This is a genomic window from Erwinia sp. JH02 (assembly GCF_013074405.1).
Taxonomy (GTDB): domain Bacteria; phylum Pseudomonadota; class Gammaproteobacteria; order Enterobacterales; family Enterobacteriaceae; genus Erwinia; species Erwinia rhapontici.
Genome location: NZ_JABANZ010000004.1, coordinates 40,141 through 57,683 on the forward strand (window position 1 = coordinate 40,141; position 17,543 = coordinate 57,683).

General features: G+C 51.8%; 19 protein-coding genes and 1 tRNA gene. 10 read left to right on the top strand and 10 right to left on the bottom strand.

Annotation, left to right across the window (positions count from 1 at the left end; genetic code table 11):
* Positions 1-6 precede the first annotated feature (6 nt).
* A complete protein-coding gene (locus HHI26_RS12225) occupies positions 7-489 on the top strand; it encodes a glutathione peroxidase (protein ID WP_171149175.1) in 483 nt (160 codons plus the stop codon).
* 82 nt (positions 490-571) lie between these two features.
* Here the strand turns inward: HHI26_RS12225 and HHI26_RS12230 are convergent, their stop codons facing one another.
* Complete coding sequence (locus tag HHI26_RS12230) at positions 572-1,405, bottom strand: hypothetical protein (RefSeq protein WP_171149176.1); 834 nt, start codon at positions 1,403-1,405, stop codon at positions 572-574.
* Between the two features lie 223 nt (positions 1,406-1,628).
* Between HHI26_RS12230 and HHI26_RS12235 the strand changes: the two genes are divergently transcribed.
* The 3 genes from HHI26_RS12235 to HHI26_RS12245 all read left to right on the top strand — a co-directional run bounded on the left by HHI26_RS12235 (position 1,629) and on the right by HHI26_RS12245 (position 3,260).
* Positions 1,629-2,099, top strand: a complete 471-nt coding sequence (locus HHI26_RS12235; RefSeq protein WP_133842121.1) for a DUF1203 domain-containing protein — start codon at positions 1,629-1,631, stop codon at positions 2,097-2,099.
* Positions 2,100-2,342: 243 nt separating this feature from the next.
* Positions 2,343-2,879, top strand: coding sequence for a hypothetical protein (locus HHI26_RS12240; protein WP_171149177.1), 537 nt, complete (start codon positions 2,343-2,345; stop codon positions 2,877-2,879).
* A gap of 48 nt (positions 2,880-2,927) precedes the next feature.
* A complete protein-coding gene (locus tag HHI26_RS12245; RefSeq protein WP_171149178.1) occupies positions 2,928-3,260 on the top strand; it encodes a hypothetical protein in 333 nt (110 codons plus the stop codon).
* A gap of 297 nt (positions 3,261-3,557) precedes the next feature.
* On the opposite strand, the gene HHI26_RS12250 is transcribed toward HHI26_RS12245, so the two are convergent.
* The gene (locus HHI26_RS12250; protein ID WP_133841617.1) at positions 3,558-4,424 is read right to left on the bottom strand and encodes a LysR family transcriptional regulator; all 867 of its coding nucleotides are present in this window, start codon (positions 4,422-4,424) and stop codon (positions 3,558-3,560) included.
* A gap of 109 nt (positions 4,425-4,533) precedes the next feature.
* Between HHI26_RS12250 and HHI26_RS12255 the strand changes: the two genes are divergently transcribed.
* Positions 4,534-5,508, top strand: coding sequence for a quinone oxidoreductase (locus tag HHI26_RS12255; protein WP_171149179.1), 975 nt, complete (start codon positions 4,534-4,536; stop codon positions 5,506-5,508).
* Between the two features lie 149 nt (positions 5,509-5,657).
* Here HHI26_RS12255 and HHI26_RS12260 read toward each other — a convergent pair whose 3' ends face one another.
* Positions 5,658-6,893 carry an MFS transporter gene (locus HHI26_RS12260; protein ID WP_133841619.1) on the bottom strand — a complete coding sequence of 412 codons (1,236 nt, stop codon included), beginning with the start codon at positions 6,891-6,893 and terminating at the stop codon, positions 5,658-5,660.
* 107 nt (positions 6,894-7,000) lie between these two features.
* Between HHI26_RS12260 and HHI26_RS12265 the strand changes: the two genes are divergently transcribed.
* The gene (locus tag HHI26_RS12265) at positions 7,001-7,951 is read left to right on the top strand and encodes an AraC family transcriptional regulator (RefSeq protein ID WP_133841620.1); all 951 of its coding nucleotides are present in this window, start codon (positions 7,001-7,003) and stop codon (positions 7,949-7,951) included.
* A 7-nt stretch (positions 7,952-7,958) separates the two neighbouring features.
* Here the strand turns inward: HHI26_RS12265 and HHI26_RS12270 are convergent, their stop codons facing one another.
* The 4 genes from HHI26_RS12270 to HHI26_RS12285 all read right to left on the bottom strand — a co-directional run bounded on the left by HHI26_RS12270 (position 7,959) and on the right by HHI26_RS12285 (position 11,060).
* Positions 7,959-8,396: a GNAT family N-acetyltransferase gene (locus HHI26_RS12270; RefSeq protein WP_133841621.1), complete on the bottom strand. Its 438-nt coding sequence runs from the start codon at positions 8,394-8,396 to the stop codon at positions 7,959-7,961.
* A 92-nt stretch (positions 8,397-8,488) separates the two neighbouring features.
* Positions 8,489-8,836: an HNH nuclease YajD gene (gene yajD, locus HHI26_RS12275; RefSeq protein ID WP_133841622.1), complete on the bottom strand. Its 348-nt coding sequence runs from the start codon at positions 8,834-8,836 to the stop codon at positions 8,489-8,491.
* Between the two features lie 184 nt (positions 8,837-9,020).
* Entirely contained in the window at positions 9,021-10,052 is a 1,032-nt protein-coding gene (locus tag HHI26_RS12280) for a methionine synthase (protein ID WP_133841623.1), read from the bottom strand.
* Between the two features lie 24 nt (positions 10,053-10,076).
* Positions 10,077-11,060, bottom strand: coding sequence for a DUF1852 domain-containing protein (locus HHI26_RS12285; RefSeq protein WP_133841624.1), 984 nt, complete (start codon positions 11,058-11,060; stop codon positions 10,077-10,079).
* 422 nt (positions 11,061-11,482) lie between these two features.
* Here HHI26_RS12285 and HHI26_RS12290 point away from each other — a divergent pair, with 422 nt between their 5' ends.
* On the top strand, positions 11,483-11,965 hold the full coding sequence (locus HHI26_RS12290) for a cold shock domain-containing protein (RefSeq protein ID WP_133841625.1): 483 nt from the start codon (positions 11,483-11,485) through the stop codon (positions 11,963-11,965).
* 180 nt (positions 11,966-12,145) lie between these two features.
* Here HHI26_RS12290 and HHI26_RS12295 read toward each other — a convergent pair.
* Positions 12,146-12,221: transfer RNA gene (locus tag HHI26_RS12295), tRNA-Asn, on the bottom strand.
* Between the two features lie 306 nt (positions 12,222-12,527).
* Between HHI26_RS12295 and HHI26_RS12300 the strand changes: the two genes are divergently transcribed.
* Positions 12,528-13,649 (top strand): Gfo/Idh/MocA family oxidoreductase, encoded by a 1,122-nt coding sequence (locus HHI26_RS12300; protein ID WP_171149180.1) that lies wholly within the window; start codon positions 12,528-12,530, stop codon positions 13,647-13,649.
* A 139-nt stretch (positions 13,650-13,788) separates the two neighbouring features.
* Positions 13,789-14,835 (top strand): Fe2+-enterobactin ABC transporter substrate-binding protein, encoded by a 1,047-nt coding sequence (fepB, locus tag HHI26_RS12305; RefSeq protein ID WP_171149181.1) that lies wholly within the window; start codon positions 13,789-13,791, stop codon positions 14,833-14,835.
* A gap of 247 nt (positions 14,836-15,082) precedes the next feature.
* On the opposite strand, the gene HHI26_RS12310 is transcribed toward fepB, so the two are convergent.
* Together HHI26_RS12310 and HHI26_RS12315 are read right to left on the bottom strand one after the other, a co-directional pair.
* Entirely contained in the window at positions 15,083-15,538 is a 456-nt protein-coding gene (locus HHI26_RS12310; RefSeq protein ID WP_171149182.1) for a putative T6SS immunity periplasmic lipoprotein, read from the bottom strand.
* The gene (locus tag HHI26_RS12315) at positions 15,538-16,071 is read right to left on the bottom strand and encodes a type IV secretion protein Rhs (RefSeq protein ID WP_234472423.1); all 534 of its coding nucleotides are present in this window, start codon (positions 16,069-16,071) and stop codon (positions 15,538-15,540) included. Before HHI26_RS12315 ends, HHI26_RS12310 begins: the two co-directional genes overlap by 1 nt.
* A 202-nt stretch (positions 16,072-16,273) precedes the next feature.
* Here HHI26_RS12315 and HHI26_RS12320 point away from each other — a divergent pair, with 202 nt between their 5' ends.
* Positions 16,274-17,485: a multidrug effflux MFS transporter gene (locus tag HHI26_RS12320; RefSeq protein WP_171149184.1), complete on the top strand. Its 1,212-nt coding sequence runs from the start codon at positions 16,274-16,276 to the stop codon at positions 17,483-17,485.
* Positions 17,486-17,543: the final 58 nt, after the last annotated feature.

The window sequence follows — 17,543 nt, forward strand, 5'->3', positions numbered from 1 at the left end:
CCCGATATGACCGCCTTTCACCAACTTACCGCCACCAGTCTGGGTGGCGAGCTCATCCCGATGGCCGACTACGCTGGCAAGCTGGTTGTGGTGGTGAATACCGCCAGCCATTGCGGCTTCACGCCACAATACGCAGGCCTTGAAGCGCTCTACAAGAAGTATGCTGCACAGGGGCTGGTGGTGCTGGGTTTCCCCTGCAACCAGTTCGGTAAGCAGGAACCCGGCGGTGCCGACGACATCGCGCAGACCTGTCATATCAACTACGGCGTGAGCTTTCCGATGTTCGGGAAAGTGGAGGTCAACGGAAACGCTACGCACCCGCTGTTTCGTTATCTGAAAGACGCCTTGCCCGGCGTGCTGGGTGGGCGGATCAAGTGGAACTTCACTAAGTTTCTGATCGGATGCGACGGCAAACCGCTAAAGCGTTTTGCCCCGTTCACCCCCCCCGAGAAAATGGAAGCCGCTATCCTGGCTGCACTTGAAAGCTAAGGGCTCCTGTTATCTGCTGGTCGTCTAAAACGACGACGACCCCGATTTTCATCGTTCATCCGTTAACGCGACAGAGCCTGAATCAGCGATACAACCATTCCCCAAAGTAGAGGCGAACAGCCTCCCTGTCATATTTGTCCTCGCCACGCCATGCTGCGGCCGCCGCTGACCAGTCGCTCTTGCCGTGAATCGGGCGATCAAAGGATGCTGGCCTGAGCACGTCCAGGTGGGCAAGGATGTCGATGATTGTACGTCGTTCGTCCTTCGACGATTTAACGGCGGCAGCCAGTCGCTTTTCTAGCGCACCGGCATGGTCGGTCGGTTGGCTTGATTCGATGGTCGAGAGGATGCTCTGGAGGATTACGATGTCCTCCTCCGTCGGCTCTGGAATATCGGCGCGTTCCAACTCTTGCAGATCAAACCACGTATAGATCAGCTGACCGTGACGGACGCCGCCCCACTTAATGCGTTCGAAATTGAGGACGTTGAGATCCTCATTCTCATAGCGCTCAGCGCCAATCGTGAGGCCGGGTACGACATCCCGGCAAACGCTGCAGGTATGGCTCGTACTCTCTATGGAACCGTCCGGCCGAAAACTTTGCCCGCTGATAACCGGCGCGTATTGATGTGGAACCATTTGACGGGCGAGGTTGTATGAGGCGATGCCTGACCGCCAGTCGAGTCTTTTTGCCGACAGGCTGGCCAGAAAGGCGTGTGCCGCTTTGGTTGGCGACATCCGTTTCGCCATCGCCAGGATTTTCTCCAGACATTCGTCGTGGGTCACGTTGACCGGATCGAACATCATCCCCTGGGATTTGGCATAAGCGAAGTCGTCGGGGGCGGTCTTTTGTTCAGAGAGCCAGCCGCTGCTGCTCCAATATGTTTTGAACAGTATGTTCTTTGCTTTCTTGTCCATGATGGCTTCCGAAAAGTCTGTCGTTGGGCCTGTGCCAGTCGCTCACAATGATGTCATCCAAAAATTTGAGTACATCATTGATGAGTGAAAGCGTAGGGCAGGGACGGTAAGAAGGGGATGTCCGCGCCTCGGTTAAAGCTAAGTGATAATTTCCCTGACCGATAACAGCGAGTTCCTCCTGCAAATAACCGCTAATGTCATGCTGAAAACCACAGGAGACATGATGAAATACAGAATTTCTGGCCTGAGAGCCGAGCAGTTTACCCATCTTTTTGGACAGAGCGATACCTATCTAAAAAGATACGGTGCCATCAGAAAAACGGTAGTGAGCTACCCCGGCTATCCCGACAGAATCTCGTTGTGCGATATCCCTGCTGGCGAAACCGCGCTTCTGATCAACCACATCTACCAGCCTGCAGATACCCCTTATTTCGGCTCTCATGCCATCTATATATGGGAGGGATGTACCCAACAAGGCATTTACCTCAATGAATTACCTGAGGTGATGAAAACCAGAGTGCTGTCATTGCGGGCCTATGATGAAAATCACTTTTTAAGACGGGCAGATATCTGTGAGGGACAATTTTCTGAAAATCTTATTGGCCTTTTTTTTGCCGATCCGCTGATTAGTTATATCCAGATACACAATGCGAAACAGGGATGCTATGCCTGTTGCGCTGAGCGTTCTGAATGAACCTTCAGACCTCTGCCACCAGATTGAAACGCCGCATCTGTCGGTTCAGTGAAGCTTACGAGTCTGACGGTAAGTGTCAGAAACCCACAAATTCTAACCACGACGTCCAGAACTCCTGCTTAAAACCAGTTTAATGGCTTGCTCCAAGATACTTTCACATGCATTTATATACTTTTTATTGCATTATGTTGACTATCTATTTTTATGTATATAGTTGACTAATACTTTACTAAGGAGATGTATATGAGCGATTCAGCTCTGGTTGTATTCACTGCCCGTGGTCTTGATCGTCTGATAAGTGATGGAGGATCTAGCGCCTGGGTTCTCAGTGAAAAACGTGCATCGCGTTGTAAATACGTGGTTTGTGTACAGAACAGAGACCCTGCTGATAATCATAATGACGACTGGGGAACCGTAACCGCCCCGCACAAATACGCCTTTTTTGTTGGCATGATATCGGACGTCCTACTTTCCCCTGAATGGGATGGAAAGCATCCTAAAAGATGGCTAGTCAAAGTCAGCCAGTACGCTGAAGTAGCATACCCGGACATGTGGGATGGCGCTCGAAACCCCGTTGCTTACTCATCACTTTTTGAATTGGGTATTGAGGAAAATAAACTAAAATTCAAAAAGATGCCTGAAGTGACGATTGAGCCACCTAAGGCTGTACTTGAGGAAGATCCTTTCCCAGAAGGGATAACAATTCAGCAAGCGAAGATACTGTTATCTAAAAAGTATGAGGTTTCAGTCGATAGTATTGAAGTTATCATTCGCGCCTGACGACATTGCTGCAAATGCGGCGCATTAATCTGAGTTTTAGGAGGCTGTATGGATAAGTCATGGGACGGTAATTTTAAGGATATCCCTTTAGATCATTTCGAAAAGATGAAGTCGGCTGCACGCGATCTTGCGGAACGACGCAGAAAATCTGAAGATCCGAAAGTAAATGACAAGAATATCTGTATACGTATCGGTATGTCAGGAACAGGCGTCAGGCCTAACTATCAGGTTGAACTTCCTAATGGTCGAATTATTGCCATAAATGGTATTAATCATGAAGAATTCGGCGTTGAGCAGTTCGACAGTGACTGGATTTCCCGGCCTTATAGCATCGATCAGCTCAATACTATGCGCATGTTCGGAGGCACTCTTGAGTCATAACCTGAGAGAGTTAACAGAGCTGCGCATCTAAGCTCTGTGCCCTTGCCATAAGACCCCTCCGCAGAGGCCCGAAACGCCTCTTCTGATGGTTCGGCGATGCTGGTTAAAGAAGTTGGGCTGATGGCCCGTCCGGGCAGGGAGTTGGGAGGATATTGTTATTAATGTCTCAAATGTTATGTGAGTTCAACGGTTTATTGTGTTGGATCCATCGGTTGAATTCACAGCCAACATCGCGATACGTTAATAACCCGGGGGCTGGTCAATATACTCCATGGAAGAAGTCACCCACATCACGGTTCAGGGCGTTCTGTCAGGCGGACATGCCTTGCCAATAACATCAGCCAGAAATTCCATGACCATCACCGCGAAGGGATCGCGTCTGTACTCTGGATAGGCAACCAGCCACATGCTCCTGCCTGGGGGGCGCGAACTGACAGGCAGTTTTATCAGCGAGCTGTCATTGTCCCCCATAAAGCAGGGTAACGTCACCACGCCCAGCCCACTCCTTGCAGCCTGCTGCTGTGCCATCAGGTCGCTGGCCCTGAATATAATCCGCCTTCCGTCCAGCAGGGATTCCAGCCATTGCTGCTGCGTCACATGATCCAGCGAGTTCTCGTAGGCAATGAATACCCAACTGTCGGGCGGCTTATCCAGCCAGCAAGGTGAAGCATACAGACCGAAACGCATCGTCCCGATACGGCGCGTCAGCAAATCGGGATCATCCGGTCTTGTCAGACGGACCGCGATATCAGCCTCGCCTTTGTTCAGTTGAACATGATGGGATACGCCTGATAATGAGAGTGAGATAGTCGGGTGACGCTGCGTAAACTCAGCCACGGCCGGTGCAATCAGCTGTGCAGCCACCGCCGGGGATGCGCTGATCCTGACAGCCGCCGCTGGCGCAGCAGACAGCGACTTCGCCTGTATACCCACCCGGTCGGCAATCCTGTTCATTTCATCAGCCAAAGAGGCGATGACTTTGCCTTGTTCCGTCAGCGCGGTACGCCGGGGCAATCGTTCAGTAAGACGAAGGCCGAGCGAAGTTTCGAGGGCGGCGATGCGGCGGCTTACGGTGGCATGGTCAACGTGAAGCTCTTTTGCCGCAGCGGACATGGAACCCCAGCGGGCCAGAGCAAGAAAGTAATGTAAATCCTGCCAGTCCATTCACTCTTTCCTTGTGCATTTTTACACATACATGGTTCTTTTATACCCGTATTTTTCCTGACATAAACGACTTTATAATTTTTCTCACGTAAACAGTGAGGACAGCAATATGTCAGTAGCCATCGTTATCAGTCAGCCGGGCGGTCCCGACGTCCTTAAAGCCATTGAAATGACGCTGAATGAACCGGGCCCCGATGAAGTTCAGATTCAGCATGAGGTGATCGGCGTCAACTTTGTGGATATTTACTTCCGTTCAGGGCTTTACCCTTTGTCCTCTTCCCCGACAGTGCCCGGGTTTGAAGGGGGCGGGGTGGTAACGGCCGTGGGGCATAACGTTCGCGCATTTATCCCCGGGGACCGCGTTGCTTATACCGGGAACCCGATGGGAGCCTATACAGCACTCAGGAATATTCCTGCCAGTCGGCTCATTAAAATACCCGATGGGGTAACGATTCGGGCCGCCGGAAGCTCGATGCTGAGGGGGCTTACCGCACATATGTTGCTTCACAAGGTAAGGGAGGTTAAAGCGGGTGACTGGCTGCTGGTTCATTCTGCAGCGGGCGGTCTGGGCCAGATTGTTACCCGCTGGGCAACCATGAAAGGTGCCAGGGTGATTGGGACAACGGGGTCCGCGGCTAAAGTGAACATTGTGCAGGATGCAGGGGCTGCTGAAGTGCTGCTTCACACCGATGCGGCATGGGCGGAAACCGTGCGCGAAATGACGGAGGGTCGCGGAGTGCATCTTGCCATTGATGGGATTGGAGGAAACATGCTTGCTGCAACGCTCGGCGTGGTGCGTCCTTTTGGCATCGTCGCAAGCCTGGGTCAGCCTGCCGGGCCTATTCCACCGGTGCGTGTAGAGGATCTTGGCTTCGCCCGCTCAATTGCACTGATGCGGCCAAGTTCCATTGCCTATGCTGACGACGCCGATCTCTACAGACAGGGGGCCAGCGACCTCATGGCGGCCCTGCAGAATGGACTGGAAAATCCCGTCGGAGCGGAATATTCCCTGACGCAGGCGGCGAAAGCACACGCTGACCTCGAAGCCGGACGCACAACAGGAAGTGTGATACTGACCGTGTAGATTCCGTTGTTACAAGGGTAAAAGCAGAACCCGCCTCTTCTGCTTTTACCCATTACATTAAAAGATGTCTGTGATTTTCCGCATTGATAACGGCTTGTGGGCTGCTCCGCTAGCTGAACGGAGGCGATGTCCCCGGCGTGGTTAACGTGTCAGTGAAATGTCCTGCTTTGTGTTTCTGTCGGTGATGAAGAGACTCTGACCCGGAAGGCAATAATCAGCGCGGCACTGAACATGATGCATGCCGCTGTGATAAATACCCCCGTCACGCCGTTGATGCCATATATCAGGCCACCGATGGCCGCACCGGCAGCAATGGAGGATTGAACGGCGGCGACCACCATACCTCCCGCACTCTCTGCTTCATCTGGAAGCGTCCGTGCGACCCAGTTTGACCACGCCACCGGTACGCCGCCAAATGCCAGACCCCACAGCATCACCAGCATCGTGAGCCCCACTATCGATAGTGGCATGATGATCATGCCCAGTGCGGCTGCACCCACCAGAGCGGGCATCATGATGAGCGTCAAACGCAAGCTGCGTTCCATCAGCCATCCCGCCGACAGCGTCCCGCAAAAGTTAGCCAGCCCAAATCCGAGCAACAGTAACGCCAGCCCTTCGGCATCCACCTGTGCGAGACCTTCCAGCGCAGGCCGTATATAGGTAAATAGCGCGTACTGGCCGGTGTGTGCCAGCACGCACCCCATCATACCGATGCTAACACCAGGCCGTCGCAGTAGAGAAAAGACCGATGCCGTTTTACTCCGAATCAGCGGTGGCATTCCGGGCAGCGTGAAATACTGGAAAAGCAAAGTGACGACACCCACCGCGGCAGCGGCAATAAAGGCGCTACGCCAGCCCCAAATCCCCCCCAGATAGCTTCCCAGCGGCACGGCAACCACCGTACCTACCGCGATACCACTAAAAATGATCGACAGGGCGCGCGGCACCAGCCTTTCTGGCACCAGGCGCATCGCCACCGCCGCAGCCATGCTCCAGAATCCACCCAGTGCGATACCCAGCAAGACGCGCATTGCCAGCAGCATGACAATGCCTGAAGAGAGCGCCACGAGCAGGTTTGAAAAGACCATCAACGCAGTGAAGCTCAACAGTACGGCGCGCTTGTCAAACGCACGCGTAAATCGCGGGACCAGTAATCCGGCAAATAACGCAATGACCGCCGTCGCCGTGACGGCCTGTCCGGCAAGAGATTCGGACACACCAAAATCCTGAGCCATCGGGGTTAATAAACTGGCAGGCAGGTATTCAGCGGTGAGTAGGCCAAAAACGCCCATGGTTAACGAAAACACCGCCCGCCAGGCGGGCCGGATTGGCTCATCGGTGGTTAATACGGCTTTGTGCTGCCTGATAGAGGCTTCATTGGTCATGACTGAGTTTCCAGGTAAAGGGGTTAAAGGATGAAGTCTATTCAGGTGTCGCTGGATGAGCTATGCTCTAAAAGCCTCCTTTATTACCCGAAAACCCGAATATGGTTATGACTTCACCTTTTGCCCTCTCATCTGAACTGATCAGTGAACTGCTTTCTGGCCTGCGACTTAACGGTGTGCGGTATCAGCGTATTCAAACGGGCAATACGTTTGGATTGAATTTCCCCAGCCGCCCCGGCCATGCTTACCTGCACTATGTCGCGGTGGGGGATGCGGTGCTTCAGACTGCAAACGGCGATTGTTTCTCACTTTCAGCCGGGGAAGCCCTGTTTATTCCCCACGGCGGAGAGCACCAGCTAATGTCGGCAACAGCCGCTGACGTGATGGATATCGATGACTTTGAAACGGTACCCCTGGATGAAAACGTGAGTGGGATTGATACCTGTCCCAGCACCCAGGAAACGCCAGGTGCTGTGCTTTTCTTTGGCTGCATGGAAATTGATTTGGGAAGCATGCAACGACTGGCAGGCGTGATGCCTGAGGTTATGCGTGCTGATGCGAAGGAGGCTAACTGGCCGGGACTGATGCATATCCTGGATGCGATGAAGCGTGAGATATGTTCCGGGCGCGTGGGCTATGCCGGGATTCTTGCCAGGCTGGCCGATGTGGTTGCGGCGATGTTTATCAGAGGGTGGGTCGAAGGCGGTTGCGGCACCAGCCAGGGGCTCGCTGCAGCACTGCGCGATCCGCGTCTGGCTCGGGCCATCCTGGCGATTCACCGCGAACCGGGCCGCGACTGGAGCGTGGCAGAACTCGCCGCTGAATCGCATATATCCCGATCCGCCTTCGCCGAAAGGTTTCAGACCACGATCGGAATCCCACCGTTGCGGTATGCCACGGAAGTGCGGATGCACCTCGCTGTCCGCTGGTTATCGTCAGAAAAAATCACCGTCGACCTGGTATCCCAGCGGCTGGGCTACTCCTCACAGGCCGCTTTCAGCCGGGCTTTTAAGCGTGTAACAGGCAAGTCTCCCGGCGCAATGCGTATCCTTAACTGACAGAGCGTTATCCTCTGGCCTTTTCTAAACGGATATCAGTGTCATTAATATCCGTTTTATTACCCCAGCCGAGATGCAGATAAACGTTCGCAGCACGGCTGTTCTTATCGGTTTCCAGCCAGGCGATACCATGGTGTTTGAATAATTCCTGCTCAGCGGCCATCACCAGTCTGCGTCCCGCTCCCTTGCCTTCATATTCCGGGAGAACAAATGCCGCAAACAGGCAGCCTTCATCCGGCAAAATCATGGAGAAACCGATGATTTTTTCGCTTTCAACCGCAACCCAGGCGCAAGGGCTGTTCTGAATCATATCGGCCACCAGGCTTTCAGTGATCCCCATCTGGCGCATTTCTTCACGACTCAGATGATTTTCAATAACCGAGGTTCTGACGTCGAAAATACGCTCTACATCAGAAACTCGCGCTGATCGGATAGTGATATTCATTATCATTATTCATCCGGTGAAATGATCGGACTGCTCGCTCACATTGAATATGCTGGCAGTCCGTAGGGTTCCAAAAGCTAACGGGTCAGCTGTTACTTCTTCTTATTCAGCATCGACTGTAAATCCGCAAAAGGATTATAGGTGGCAGCACCCACGTCTTTTTGCGCATCTTCTCCTGCCACAACGGTGGTGCCGTACTGGTCAGCTTCGGTGTACTTCGAGTGTTCGTGGTCATGGCAATACAGGCACAACAACTCCCAGTTACTGCCATCTTCCGGGTTATTGGTGTGATCATGATCCATATGGTGAACCGTTAATTCGCGCAGGTTGGAATAAACGAACTCGCGCGCGCAGCGCCCGCAGACCCACGGATAGATTTTGAGTGCTTTCTCACGGTAGCCGCTTTCCAGCCGTGCGTAGTTTTTGGGGATCAGAGCCATTGCCGATATTACCTGTTCTAAAGGGAGCATTTAACGAGAGTGCCTTCAATATATCCCATAATCGAAGCGAAGGAGAAATCAAACAGGGAAGTGCAGGGAGGCGCTGGGGGGAGGGCACAGTCCGGATTGATCAGATCGCCCAATCCGGACTGCGTTGTTTCAAATGATCGACGGCCTGACGCCGTTATTTCGCCAGCAGTTCTTTACGCACGATTTCTGCGCCTGCACTTAATGCATCCAGCTTGCCGCGTGCAACGCCACGCGGTAACGGGATCATGCCGCAGTTGGTGCAAGGATAGAGCTTGTCGGCATCAACATACTGCAGGGCTTTGCGCAGCGTCGCGGCGACTTCTTCAGGCGTCTCAATGTTATTGGTTGCCACATCAATGGCACCAACCATCACTTTCTTACCGCGAATGAGTTCCATCAGCTCCATAGGAACATGCGAGTTCATACATTCGAGTGAGATAATATCGATATTAGATTTTTGCAATTTCGGGAAAATCTGTTCGTATTGTCGCCACTCGGTGCCCAGCGTCTTTTTCCAGTCGGTATTGGCTTTGATGCCGTAGCCGTAGCAAATATGGACAGCGGTTTCGCATTTAAGCCCTTCGATAGCGCGTTCCAGGGTGGCAATACCCCAGTCATTCACTTCATCGAAGAAAACATTAAATGCAGGCTCATCAAACTGGATAATATCAACGCCGACAGCCTCTAACTCTTTGGCTTCTTCGTTGAGAATTTTGGCAAATTCCCAGGCGAGTTTTTCGCGGCTTTTATAGTGGTTATCATACAGCGTATCGATCATGGTCATCGGACCCGGCAAGGCCCATTTAATCGGCTTATCGGTTTGCTGACGTAAAAACTTAGCGTCTTCAACAAACACCGACTTCTTGCGGCTGACAGGGCCGACAACGGTGGGCACACTTGCATCATAGCGATCGCGAATTTTAACGATCTCACGTTTCTCAAAATCAACACCCTCAAGGTGCTCAATAAACGTAGTAACAAAATGCTGGCGTGTTTGCTCACCGTCGCTGACGATATCAATACCGGCCTGCTGTTGATCGTCCAGGCACAAACGCAGCGCATCTTTTTTGCCGTCGGCTAATTCCTGATCCTGCAATTTCCACGGGGACCAGAGTTGCTCAGGTTGTGCAATCCATGAAGGCTTAGGTAAGCTGCCAGCCGTGGACGTGGGCAATAACTTTTTCATAATAGAAACCTTGTATTTGTTTAATCAAAGAACGGGATCAGCAGACCATTGTTCAAGAAGAGTTTGATATGGTTTGATGAACTTCTCTTCAGTGAACTTTCCTTGTTCAACAGCCAGCTGGCTACGTTCTTCGCGATCGTAAGTAATGAGCGTTAATGAATGGTCCCGCTGCGTCAGGTTGGGTTGATAATGCTTTCCTGCTGCAGAATTCGCATTGTAAATCTCTGGTCGGTAGATCTTCTGGAACGTCTCCATCGTACTGATGGTGGCGATAAGCTCCAGATCGGTGTAATCATTCACCAGATCCCCTACGAAATAAAAAGCTAACGGCGCAACACTGTTTGCAGGCATGAAATAGCGCGCCTGTAAGCCCATTTTATTGAAATAGTGATCGGTCAGGGACAGTTCATTCTGCTGGTATTCGATGCCCAGAGCAGGATGCTGATAACCCGTCTGATGATAGGTGTTTTTGCTTGAGACGCTCAGGCAAATCACCGGCGCTTTGGAGAAGTTTTCTTTGTAGATATCTGAATCCACAAAGCGTTTAAAGATATTGCCATGCAGGTCGCCAAAGTTAGCGGGGATGCTAAATTCGGGTTGGTTTTTATTATGCTCTGGCAATACCACGCTAAAATCATAATCGCGTACGTAAGAGGAAAAGTTATTTCCTACGATACCTTCAATGCGTTCATCTGTTTTCTTATCAATAATATTGGTTTTTAAAATCTCAATCACCGGGAAGCTATCGTTATTGCCTTCGACAGCAATATTCATCTCAACGGAGATGATTTCCAGTTCGACAGCGTAACGATCCCCTTTGGGATTATCCCCATGCGCCAGGGAATTAAAGCGATTGTTCATCATCACTAAGGCGTTGCGCAGGTTTTCCTGGCGTTTTGAACCTCTGGCCAGATTAGCAAAGTTGGTTGTGATACGCGTATTTTCGGATGGATTATAATTCTCATCGAAACAGATTTTTTTTATGGTAAACGCAAAGTTATTATTCATCGTAATCTGGTATCCTAATTTCCGCTACAAACCTGAGCTTACTTCTTGCACTTTTCATGAAGCTGCAATTTTCTTTTCAGGTTCCAACATTCAGCCGTCTGCACACATTCTATAGTGCATATTTTATGCCAGAGTCACTGGGTGAGGGGAAGTGATATAATTTCACAGCAACATGAGCGATTTTCATGATCGCGGGTAGAAGAAGGAAAGAGGTGAGCGGAAGTTCATCATACTCTCCAACCGCTCCGGGTTCACTCACATTCCACGTCCCACTTTGCCTCTTATCCGCCGTCACCTGCCTGCCGTTCCTCGCGTACCCGCAATTTATCGTCCAGACTTACCGCAAAGGCATAGTCTGCGCAGGCATTGTGTTTTACACTGCGCGCTGAAAATTGAGTAGATTAACGATTAAGTAGGCGACAATGGCGATGAACGGCACGATCACAACCTGGTTTAAAGATAAAGGCTTTGGATTTATCAAAGATGAAAACGGCGATAACCGTTATGTCCATGTGATTAAAATCGCCAATCCTGAGCTGATTAAGAAAGATGCGGCGGTGACTTTCGAGCCCACCACCAACAGCAAAGGGCTGTCAGCTTATGATGTGAAAGTGATACCCGAAAGTTCCTACATCTATATCGCGGGGGAGCGCCTGAAGCTCACCTCGATCAAGTCTTACCTGGTGTACAGCGAAGAAGTCCCTGCGGAAACCCGCATTGATAAAGAAAATACGGTGCTATCTGTGGGCATACTGATGAACAGCATCCGGCCAAAATCAGCCACTCAGCCGGGTGAAATGCGTACGGTAAAAAAACTGGCGATCACCACTTTCCAGGGAACAACCCTGATCTTCTCGGAAGATGAGATCGACATCGACAGCACGGTGAAGTTGCTTAAGGTCTGACACCATCCGGACTGATCCCTGTGCCGAAATCCTGCGCCATTGAGCGGAAGGATTTCGGCATCGCTGACGGCCTTTGAGAACGTCCCCTTCACACATTTCCCCACTGCCTGTCATCCGGCGGCACGAAATCATTAACAACAAAAAGCCCGCTCAGGTTTCCCTGAGCGGGCTTCTTAAATTTGGCTCCTCTGACTGGACTCGAACCAGTGACATACGGATTAACAGTCCGCCGTTCTACCGACTGAACTACAGAGGAATTGTTGGAACGGGGCGCATGATATCCAGCAGGGCAGGGGATGTCAAAGGCTGTTTTCACGCTTTTGGTTCAACTGCTGAATAAAGCAGCATACTGAACAAGCCTATGTGATTTTTACCACAAAAATCGTGCTTTTGCGTATTGCGTTGCAGGATGCGGTGGGACTTGCAGCGGCGTTACATTCATTTTCGCCAGGGCGATCACGTTTGTTTCATTTTGACGTTGAATCACAGTGTTGCGAAATATACATTTCATCAATATTGAATTTTTGTTCCATTTCCTGTTCCCTACATCTAAGGATTTATCATGAAAAAAGTCAGAATTGGCCTGATCGGTACCGGTTATATCGGACGCTGCCACGCGATTGCCTACTCTCAGGCGCCGACCGTGTTCAACCTGAAAGGGGAATTGGTTCGTGAGATGCTGGCGGAAGTGAACCCGGAACTGGCCAGCGCGCAGGCGGCCACACTCGGCTTCAATCGTTCAACCGGAGACTGGCGTGAACTGGTTGCGGATGAAAATATCGACGTTGTTGATATCTGTGCCCCTAACTTCCTGCATAAAGAGATGGCGCTGGAAGCCATTCGCCACGGCAAACACGTCTACTCCGAAAAACCCCTTGCGCTGGATGTCGCCGATGCTGAAGAGATGGTGCGTGCAGCCGAAAAAGCCGGGGTGAAAACGCTGGTGGGTTTCAACTATATGAAAAACCCGACCAGCCAGCTGGCGAAAGAGATTATTGCCCGTGGCGAAATCGGCGAGGTGGTGCACTTCTACGGCACGCACAATGAAGATTACCTGGCGAATCCGAACACCCCGCTGGACTGGCATTGTCAGAAAGCGCTGGCGGGCCTCGGCGCACTGGGCGACCTGGCCGCGCATATTGTCAACATGGCGCACTATCTGGTGGGCAACATTGATGAGGTTAGCGGCGATATGATGACGGTTATCAAGCAGCGCCCGGACCCGAAAAATCTGTCCCAGCTGCGTGATGTGGAAAACGAAGATCAGGCCAGCGCACTGCTGCGTTTTGCTAACGGCGCACACGGCGTGATTGAAACCTCGCGTATCGCCTGCGGCAGCAAAATGGGCCTGACCTACGTGGTGACCGGCACCAAAGGCAGCATCCGTTACACCCAGGAGCGCATGGCGGAGCTGGAGCTATATATCCATGATGACCCGGCCGGTCGCCAGGGCTTTAAAACCATTCTGACTGGCCCGGCGCACCCGGATTATGCGGCGTTCTGTATTTCTGCCGGGCACGGTATTGGCTTTAACGATCAGAAAACGGTGGAAGTGCGCGATTTGATTAACGGGATTGCCGCCAATGACCGTATGTGGCCAGACTTTGCTGAAGGTTTGCAGGTATCGAAAGTGCTGGAGGCGATTGCCCTCTCTGCCGCCGAAGGGCGTTGGATGAAAGTGTAAGTTTTCACTCAGGCCGGGCTTGCCCGGCCTTTTTAGCGTAAGCCGTTTTTTCCCGCCTCTTCTCCGTTGTCATAAGCGATTTAAATTCCCCGCCATTAAATGTATGATAATAAGACTCATTTTCAATGAAATGGCTAAGATGAAAAAACTGTTCTCCTTCCCGGTGCTGTGTGCACTGCTGGTGGCTGCCGCACTGATCTTTGTTGTATCCGTCCGCAGCTGTTCAACTCAGTATTCAGAGTCGCAACCCGCCTCGCCACCGGCTGCGGCCGCAGCTGTTGCGCCAACAGGCGCACAGCAGGGCTGGCCGCGTACGCTGCAAACCCCTAAAGGGCCACTGACCCTGACTAAGGCCCCGGAACGTATTGTCTCCACCAGCGTGACCATTACCGGTACGCTGCTGGCAATCAATGCGCCGCTGGTCGGTTCCGGCGGCACCAGTCGTAACAGCACGGTATCGGATGACCAGGGTTTTTTTAAACAATGGAGTGCAGTGGCGAAGCAGGCCAGGCTGAAACCCCTCTACATTTCTGAACCGAACGCCGAGGCGATTGCCGCTGCGGCGCCGGACCTGATTGTGATTTCCGCCACGGGCGGTGACTCAGCGTTAAAGCTCTACGATCAGCTGTCGGCTATCGCCCCGACGCTGGTGATCGACTACGGTGATAAAAGCTGGCAACAGCTTGCTGTACAGTTAGGGGAGATCACCGGGCATGAGAAAGACGCCAGCACCGTGATTGACCGTTTTGAGCAACGGGTTCAGGCGGTGAAGCAGGCGATCACGCTGCCACCCCAGCCGGTTTCCGCGCTGGTTTATTATGAAGATGGCCGCGGTGTGAATTTGTGGACCCTGGCATCAGCACAGGGCAAGCTGCTGTCTGAACTGGGCTTTACGCTGGCGATGCCACCCGCGGACGTGCAGGGCGGCACCAGCATGGGTAAGCGTAACGATATTATTCAGCTGTCAGGTGAGAATATGGCGGCCGGTCTCACTGGGAAGAGTATGTTGCTGTTCTCAGCAGACGACGAGACGGTGGGGCGCGTAAGGGCCAATCCCTTCCTTGAGCATCTGGAGCCGGTAACGGCTGAGCGGGTCTATGCAATGGGCCCGGATACGTTCCGTCTGGATTATTACAGTGCCAGCAATATGCTGGACAGTATTGAGCGGCATTTTAAGTCCCACTAAGGTGGGATGTCCTCACCCAAATAAACCGCAGAGATCGCCATATTGTGGCAGTTTTAAAACTAACAGCGAGCAACGGTGCTGCGGGGATGGGGCCAGTTTGAGGTAAGCCGGACGTCACACGACAGGACGTCGCGTGCCGAGGCCCGCATGGATGCGGCAGTTGCCGATCCGGCGTGCTCAAACTGGCCTCAGACCTGAAGCCGAATGATCAGCCACTCATTTTTGTGGGGATTCATCAGGGGCCTGGTCAGCCGTCGTTGTTTTCACTCTCCCGGCTATAATCCTCTGTTATCACGGAATAATCCCGCGGTGCGAAGGGATGCGGTACACCTTTTATCATCCTGAATTCAGAAACAATAATGCGGCGCATCATCCTTCTCTCGGTGGGTGAACGTAATGAGATCTCCACGTTTATCTCACCGGACTCCGGAAATTGATAGTAAGTGTCTGGGATGCATAGCTGATTATTAGCAATTTTTAAAGCAGGGAAATCCCTGTTGAAACCCGACCTCGGCGGTGCATCTCTGTCTCTGATAGAAAGGTAATGCGCGTAATAGTCTCCGGCATTGTTAATCTGGAAACAGAATCCGCTCTCAGTTTTGGAAACCTGTCCGATCTCAAGCGAGGGGAAGTGATCTCCTAACCAGCAACCTGTTAGTGATAAAGAGAGAAGGGCGGGTAGTGCGAGTTTATAGATCTTCATTACAGGCTCCATGGAAAGGATCGAAGCGTGTATTTATACTGACGCAATAGCTCTTCATCAGACAATTCACTACAGTTTCTGCATAAACCATACGATTTCCAATCATCACGACCATTAAATTGCGTAAGGAGATAGTAATCCGCAATAATCTGGGCTTGTTGCTCCATACCATAAGTGCTAAGCGGCCAGCTGTCTAAAGAATAATCGTACTTTGCTGCCCAGCTAGTGAGTCCCCTTAGTTTAACGTTCATGCTGTGCTGATATTGCCATACGTGTGAAAGTTCATGGATGAATATGTGCTGACGAATCCTGTCCGCACTTGAAAAATCAGATCTATAATCTTTCCGAAAATACATTTCTCCATTGGGTGACATCGAGACGCGTTGCAGTTGTAAGCCTAAAGGCAAGTAACTTCCTTTATGGACCCACACTTTGCCGTAGTTTATGGTGTCGCGAAAAATATCTTTCGCCATCTTAATCTCACCCAATGTCATCAGGCGCAGACTTCCATCCTTAGTTTCCTTAAATGGCATAAATATCCTTAATTTCATCCATAAGTCATCACTGATGCTCAAGCATAACAACGGCGTATTTTATTGGAAATTCGTTGATGTGCGATTTTCCGCTATCGCCATTTATGAATTCAGCTCATAACGACGACCTGATTACCTGACATTATCTTCTGATGGCAAACCGCTACTCTACCGTTCTCCCTTTCTGTCCCGATGGATTGTCATGACTGACTCTCAGGCGCATACGCCGTTAGCCACCCCAAAAACCACCGGCTTTACCTTTGTACTGATCCTCAGTGCACTAATGGCTATTACCTCGTTATCGACCGATATTTATCTGCCCGCCATGCCCGTGATGGCGAAGGATTTACAGGGCGATGCGGAGCTGACCATCACCGGCTTTTTAATCGGTTTTTGCATAGCTCAACTGGTCTGGGGACCGATCAGCGATCACTTCGGTCGGCGTTTGCCGATGTGCATCGGTATAGTACTGTTTGTAATGGGGTCGGTGGGCTGTGCCTTATCCACTGATATCGTGCATATCGTCTTCTGGCGGGTATTTCAGGCGCTGGGTGCCTGTACCGGGCCGATGCTGGCCAGGGCGATGATCCGCGATCTCTACAGCCGCACCCGTGCGGCACAGATGATGTCCACGCTGATGATCGTCATGGCCATTGCCCCGATAGCCGGGCCGCTGCTGGGGGGGCAGATGATTCACATCGCCTCCTGGCATGCCATTTTCTGGCTGCTGGCGATAATCGGAGCCGTGATGCTGCTGGCAATCGCCTGGCTGCCTGAAACTCTGCCTGAATCAAAACGGGTGAAAGCCTCCCTGTCCGGTGCCTTTCGCAATTATTACCGCTTACTGACGCATGCCACCTTTATGCGCTTCACGCTCTGCGTGACGTTTTATTATGTCGCGGCCTATGCGTTTATTACCGGCTCACCCTTTGTTTACATCTCGTATTTTGGTGTTGAACCCGCGCATTACGGCTGGCTGTTTGCCGTGAATATTGTCGGATTAATGGCGGTCAGCATGGTGAACCGACGGCTGGTACATCGCTATCCGCTGGAAACCCTGCTTAAGTGTGCCGCCTCCGTTGCCGCACTTGCCGCACTGCTATTAGCGGTGGCGACCGGGTCTGGCATGGGCGGGATAGGCCTGATTATCGCGGCGGTATTCGTTTTCTTCTCCATGAACGGCATTATCGCGGCAACATCGACCGCAGCTGCGCTGGATGCTGCGCCGGAGATGGCGGGTTCGGCATCGGCACTGGTGGGATCGTTACAGTATGGCAGCGGCATTATCTCCTCGCTGCTACTGGCGCTGTTTAGCGATGGCACGCCCTGGACCATGGGCTGGATTATCGCACTCTTTACCCTGGCCAGTGCCGTAATGGCACTGACCACGCGCACAACGAAAATAGTCATATAGACTTGATCTACCGGCTGATGAGCGTTGTTCAGGAAAGGGGGGGAATGGCGTTCATTCA

Excerpts from the sequence above, each read along its gene's own strand:
- HHI26_RS12300 (WP_171149180.1), top strand. The coding sequence starts at position 12,528 with ATGAAAAAAGTCAGAATTGGCCTGATCGGTACCGGTTATATCGGACGC.
- HHI26_RS12230 (WP_171149176.1), bottom strand. The coding sequence starts at position 1,405 with ATGGACAAGAAAGCAAAGAACATACTGTTCAAAACATATTGGAGCAGC.
- HHI26_RS12310 (WP_171149182.1), bottom strand. The coding sequence starts at position 15,538 with ATGAAGATCTATAAACTCGCACTACCCGCCCTTCTCTCTTTATCACTA.
- HHI26_RS12240 (WP_171149177.1), top strand. The coding sequence starts at position 2,343 with ATGAGCGATTCAGCTCTGGTTGTATTCACTGCCCGTGGTCTTGATCGT.
- HHI26_RS12250 (WP_133841617.1), bottom strand. The coding sequence starts at position 4,424 with ATGGACTGGCAGGATTTACATTACTTTCTTGCTCTGGCCCGCTGGGGT.
- HHI26_RS12280 (WP_133841623.1), bottom strand. The coding sequence starts at position 10,052 with ATGAAAAAGTTATTGCCCACGTCCACGGCTGGCAGCTTACCTAAGCCT.
- HHI26_RS12270 (WP_133841621.1), bottom strand. The coding sequence starts at position 8,396 with ATGAATATCACTATCCGATCAGCGCGAGTTTCTGATGTAGAGCGTATT.
- HHI26_RS12290 (WP_133841625.1), top strand. The coding sequence starts at position 11,483 with ATGGCGATGAACGGCACGATCACAACCTGGTTTAAAGATAAAGGCTTT.
- HHI26_RS12315 (WP_234472423.1), bottom strand. The coding sequence starts at position 16,071 with ATGCCATTTAAGGAAACTAAGGATGGAAGTCTGCGCCTGATGACATTG.
- HHI26_RS12245 (WP_171149178.1), top strand. The coding sequence starts at position 2,928 with ATGGATAAGTCATGGGACGGTAATTTTAAGGATATCCCTTTAGATCAT.
- HHI26_RS12285 (WP_133841624.1), bottom strand. The coding sequence starts at position 11,060 with ATGAATAATAACTTTGCGTTTACCATAAAAAAAATCTGTTTCGATGAG.
- yajD (WP_133841622.1), bottom strand. The coding sequence starts at position 8,836 with ATGGCTCTGATCCCCAAAAACTACGCACGGCTGGAAAGCGGCTACCGT.
- HHI26_RS12260 (WP_133841619.1), bottom strand. The coding sequence starts at position 6,893 with ATGACCAATGAAGCCTCTATCAGGCAGCACAAAGCCGTATTAACCACC.
- fepB (WP_171149181.1), top strand. The coding sequence starts at position 13,789 with ATGAAAAAACTGTTCTCCTTCCCGGTGCTGTGTGCACTGCTGGTGGCT.
- HHI26_RS12255 (WP_171149179.1), top strand. The coding sequence starts at position 4,534 with ATGTCAGTAGCCATCGTTATCAGTCAGCCGGGCGGTCCCGACGTCCTT.
- HHI26_RS12320 (WP_171149184.1), top strand. The coding sequence starts at position 16,274 with ATGACTGACTCTCAGGCGCATACGCCGTTAGCCACCCCAAAAACCACC.
- HHI26_RS12225 (WP_171149175.1), top strand. The coding sequence starts at position 7 with ATGACCGCCTTTCACCAACTTACCGCCACCAGTCTGGGTGGCGAGCTC.
- HHI26_RS12265 (WP_133841620.1), top strand. The coding sequence starts at position 7,001 with ATGACTTCACCTTTTGCCCTCTCATCTGAACTGATCAGTGAACTGCTT.
- HHI26_RS12235 (WP_133842121.1), top strand. The coding sequence starts at position 1,629 with ATGAAATACAGAATTTCTGGCCTGAGAGCCGAGCAGTTTACCCATCTT.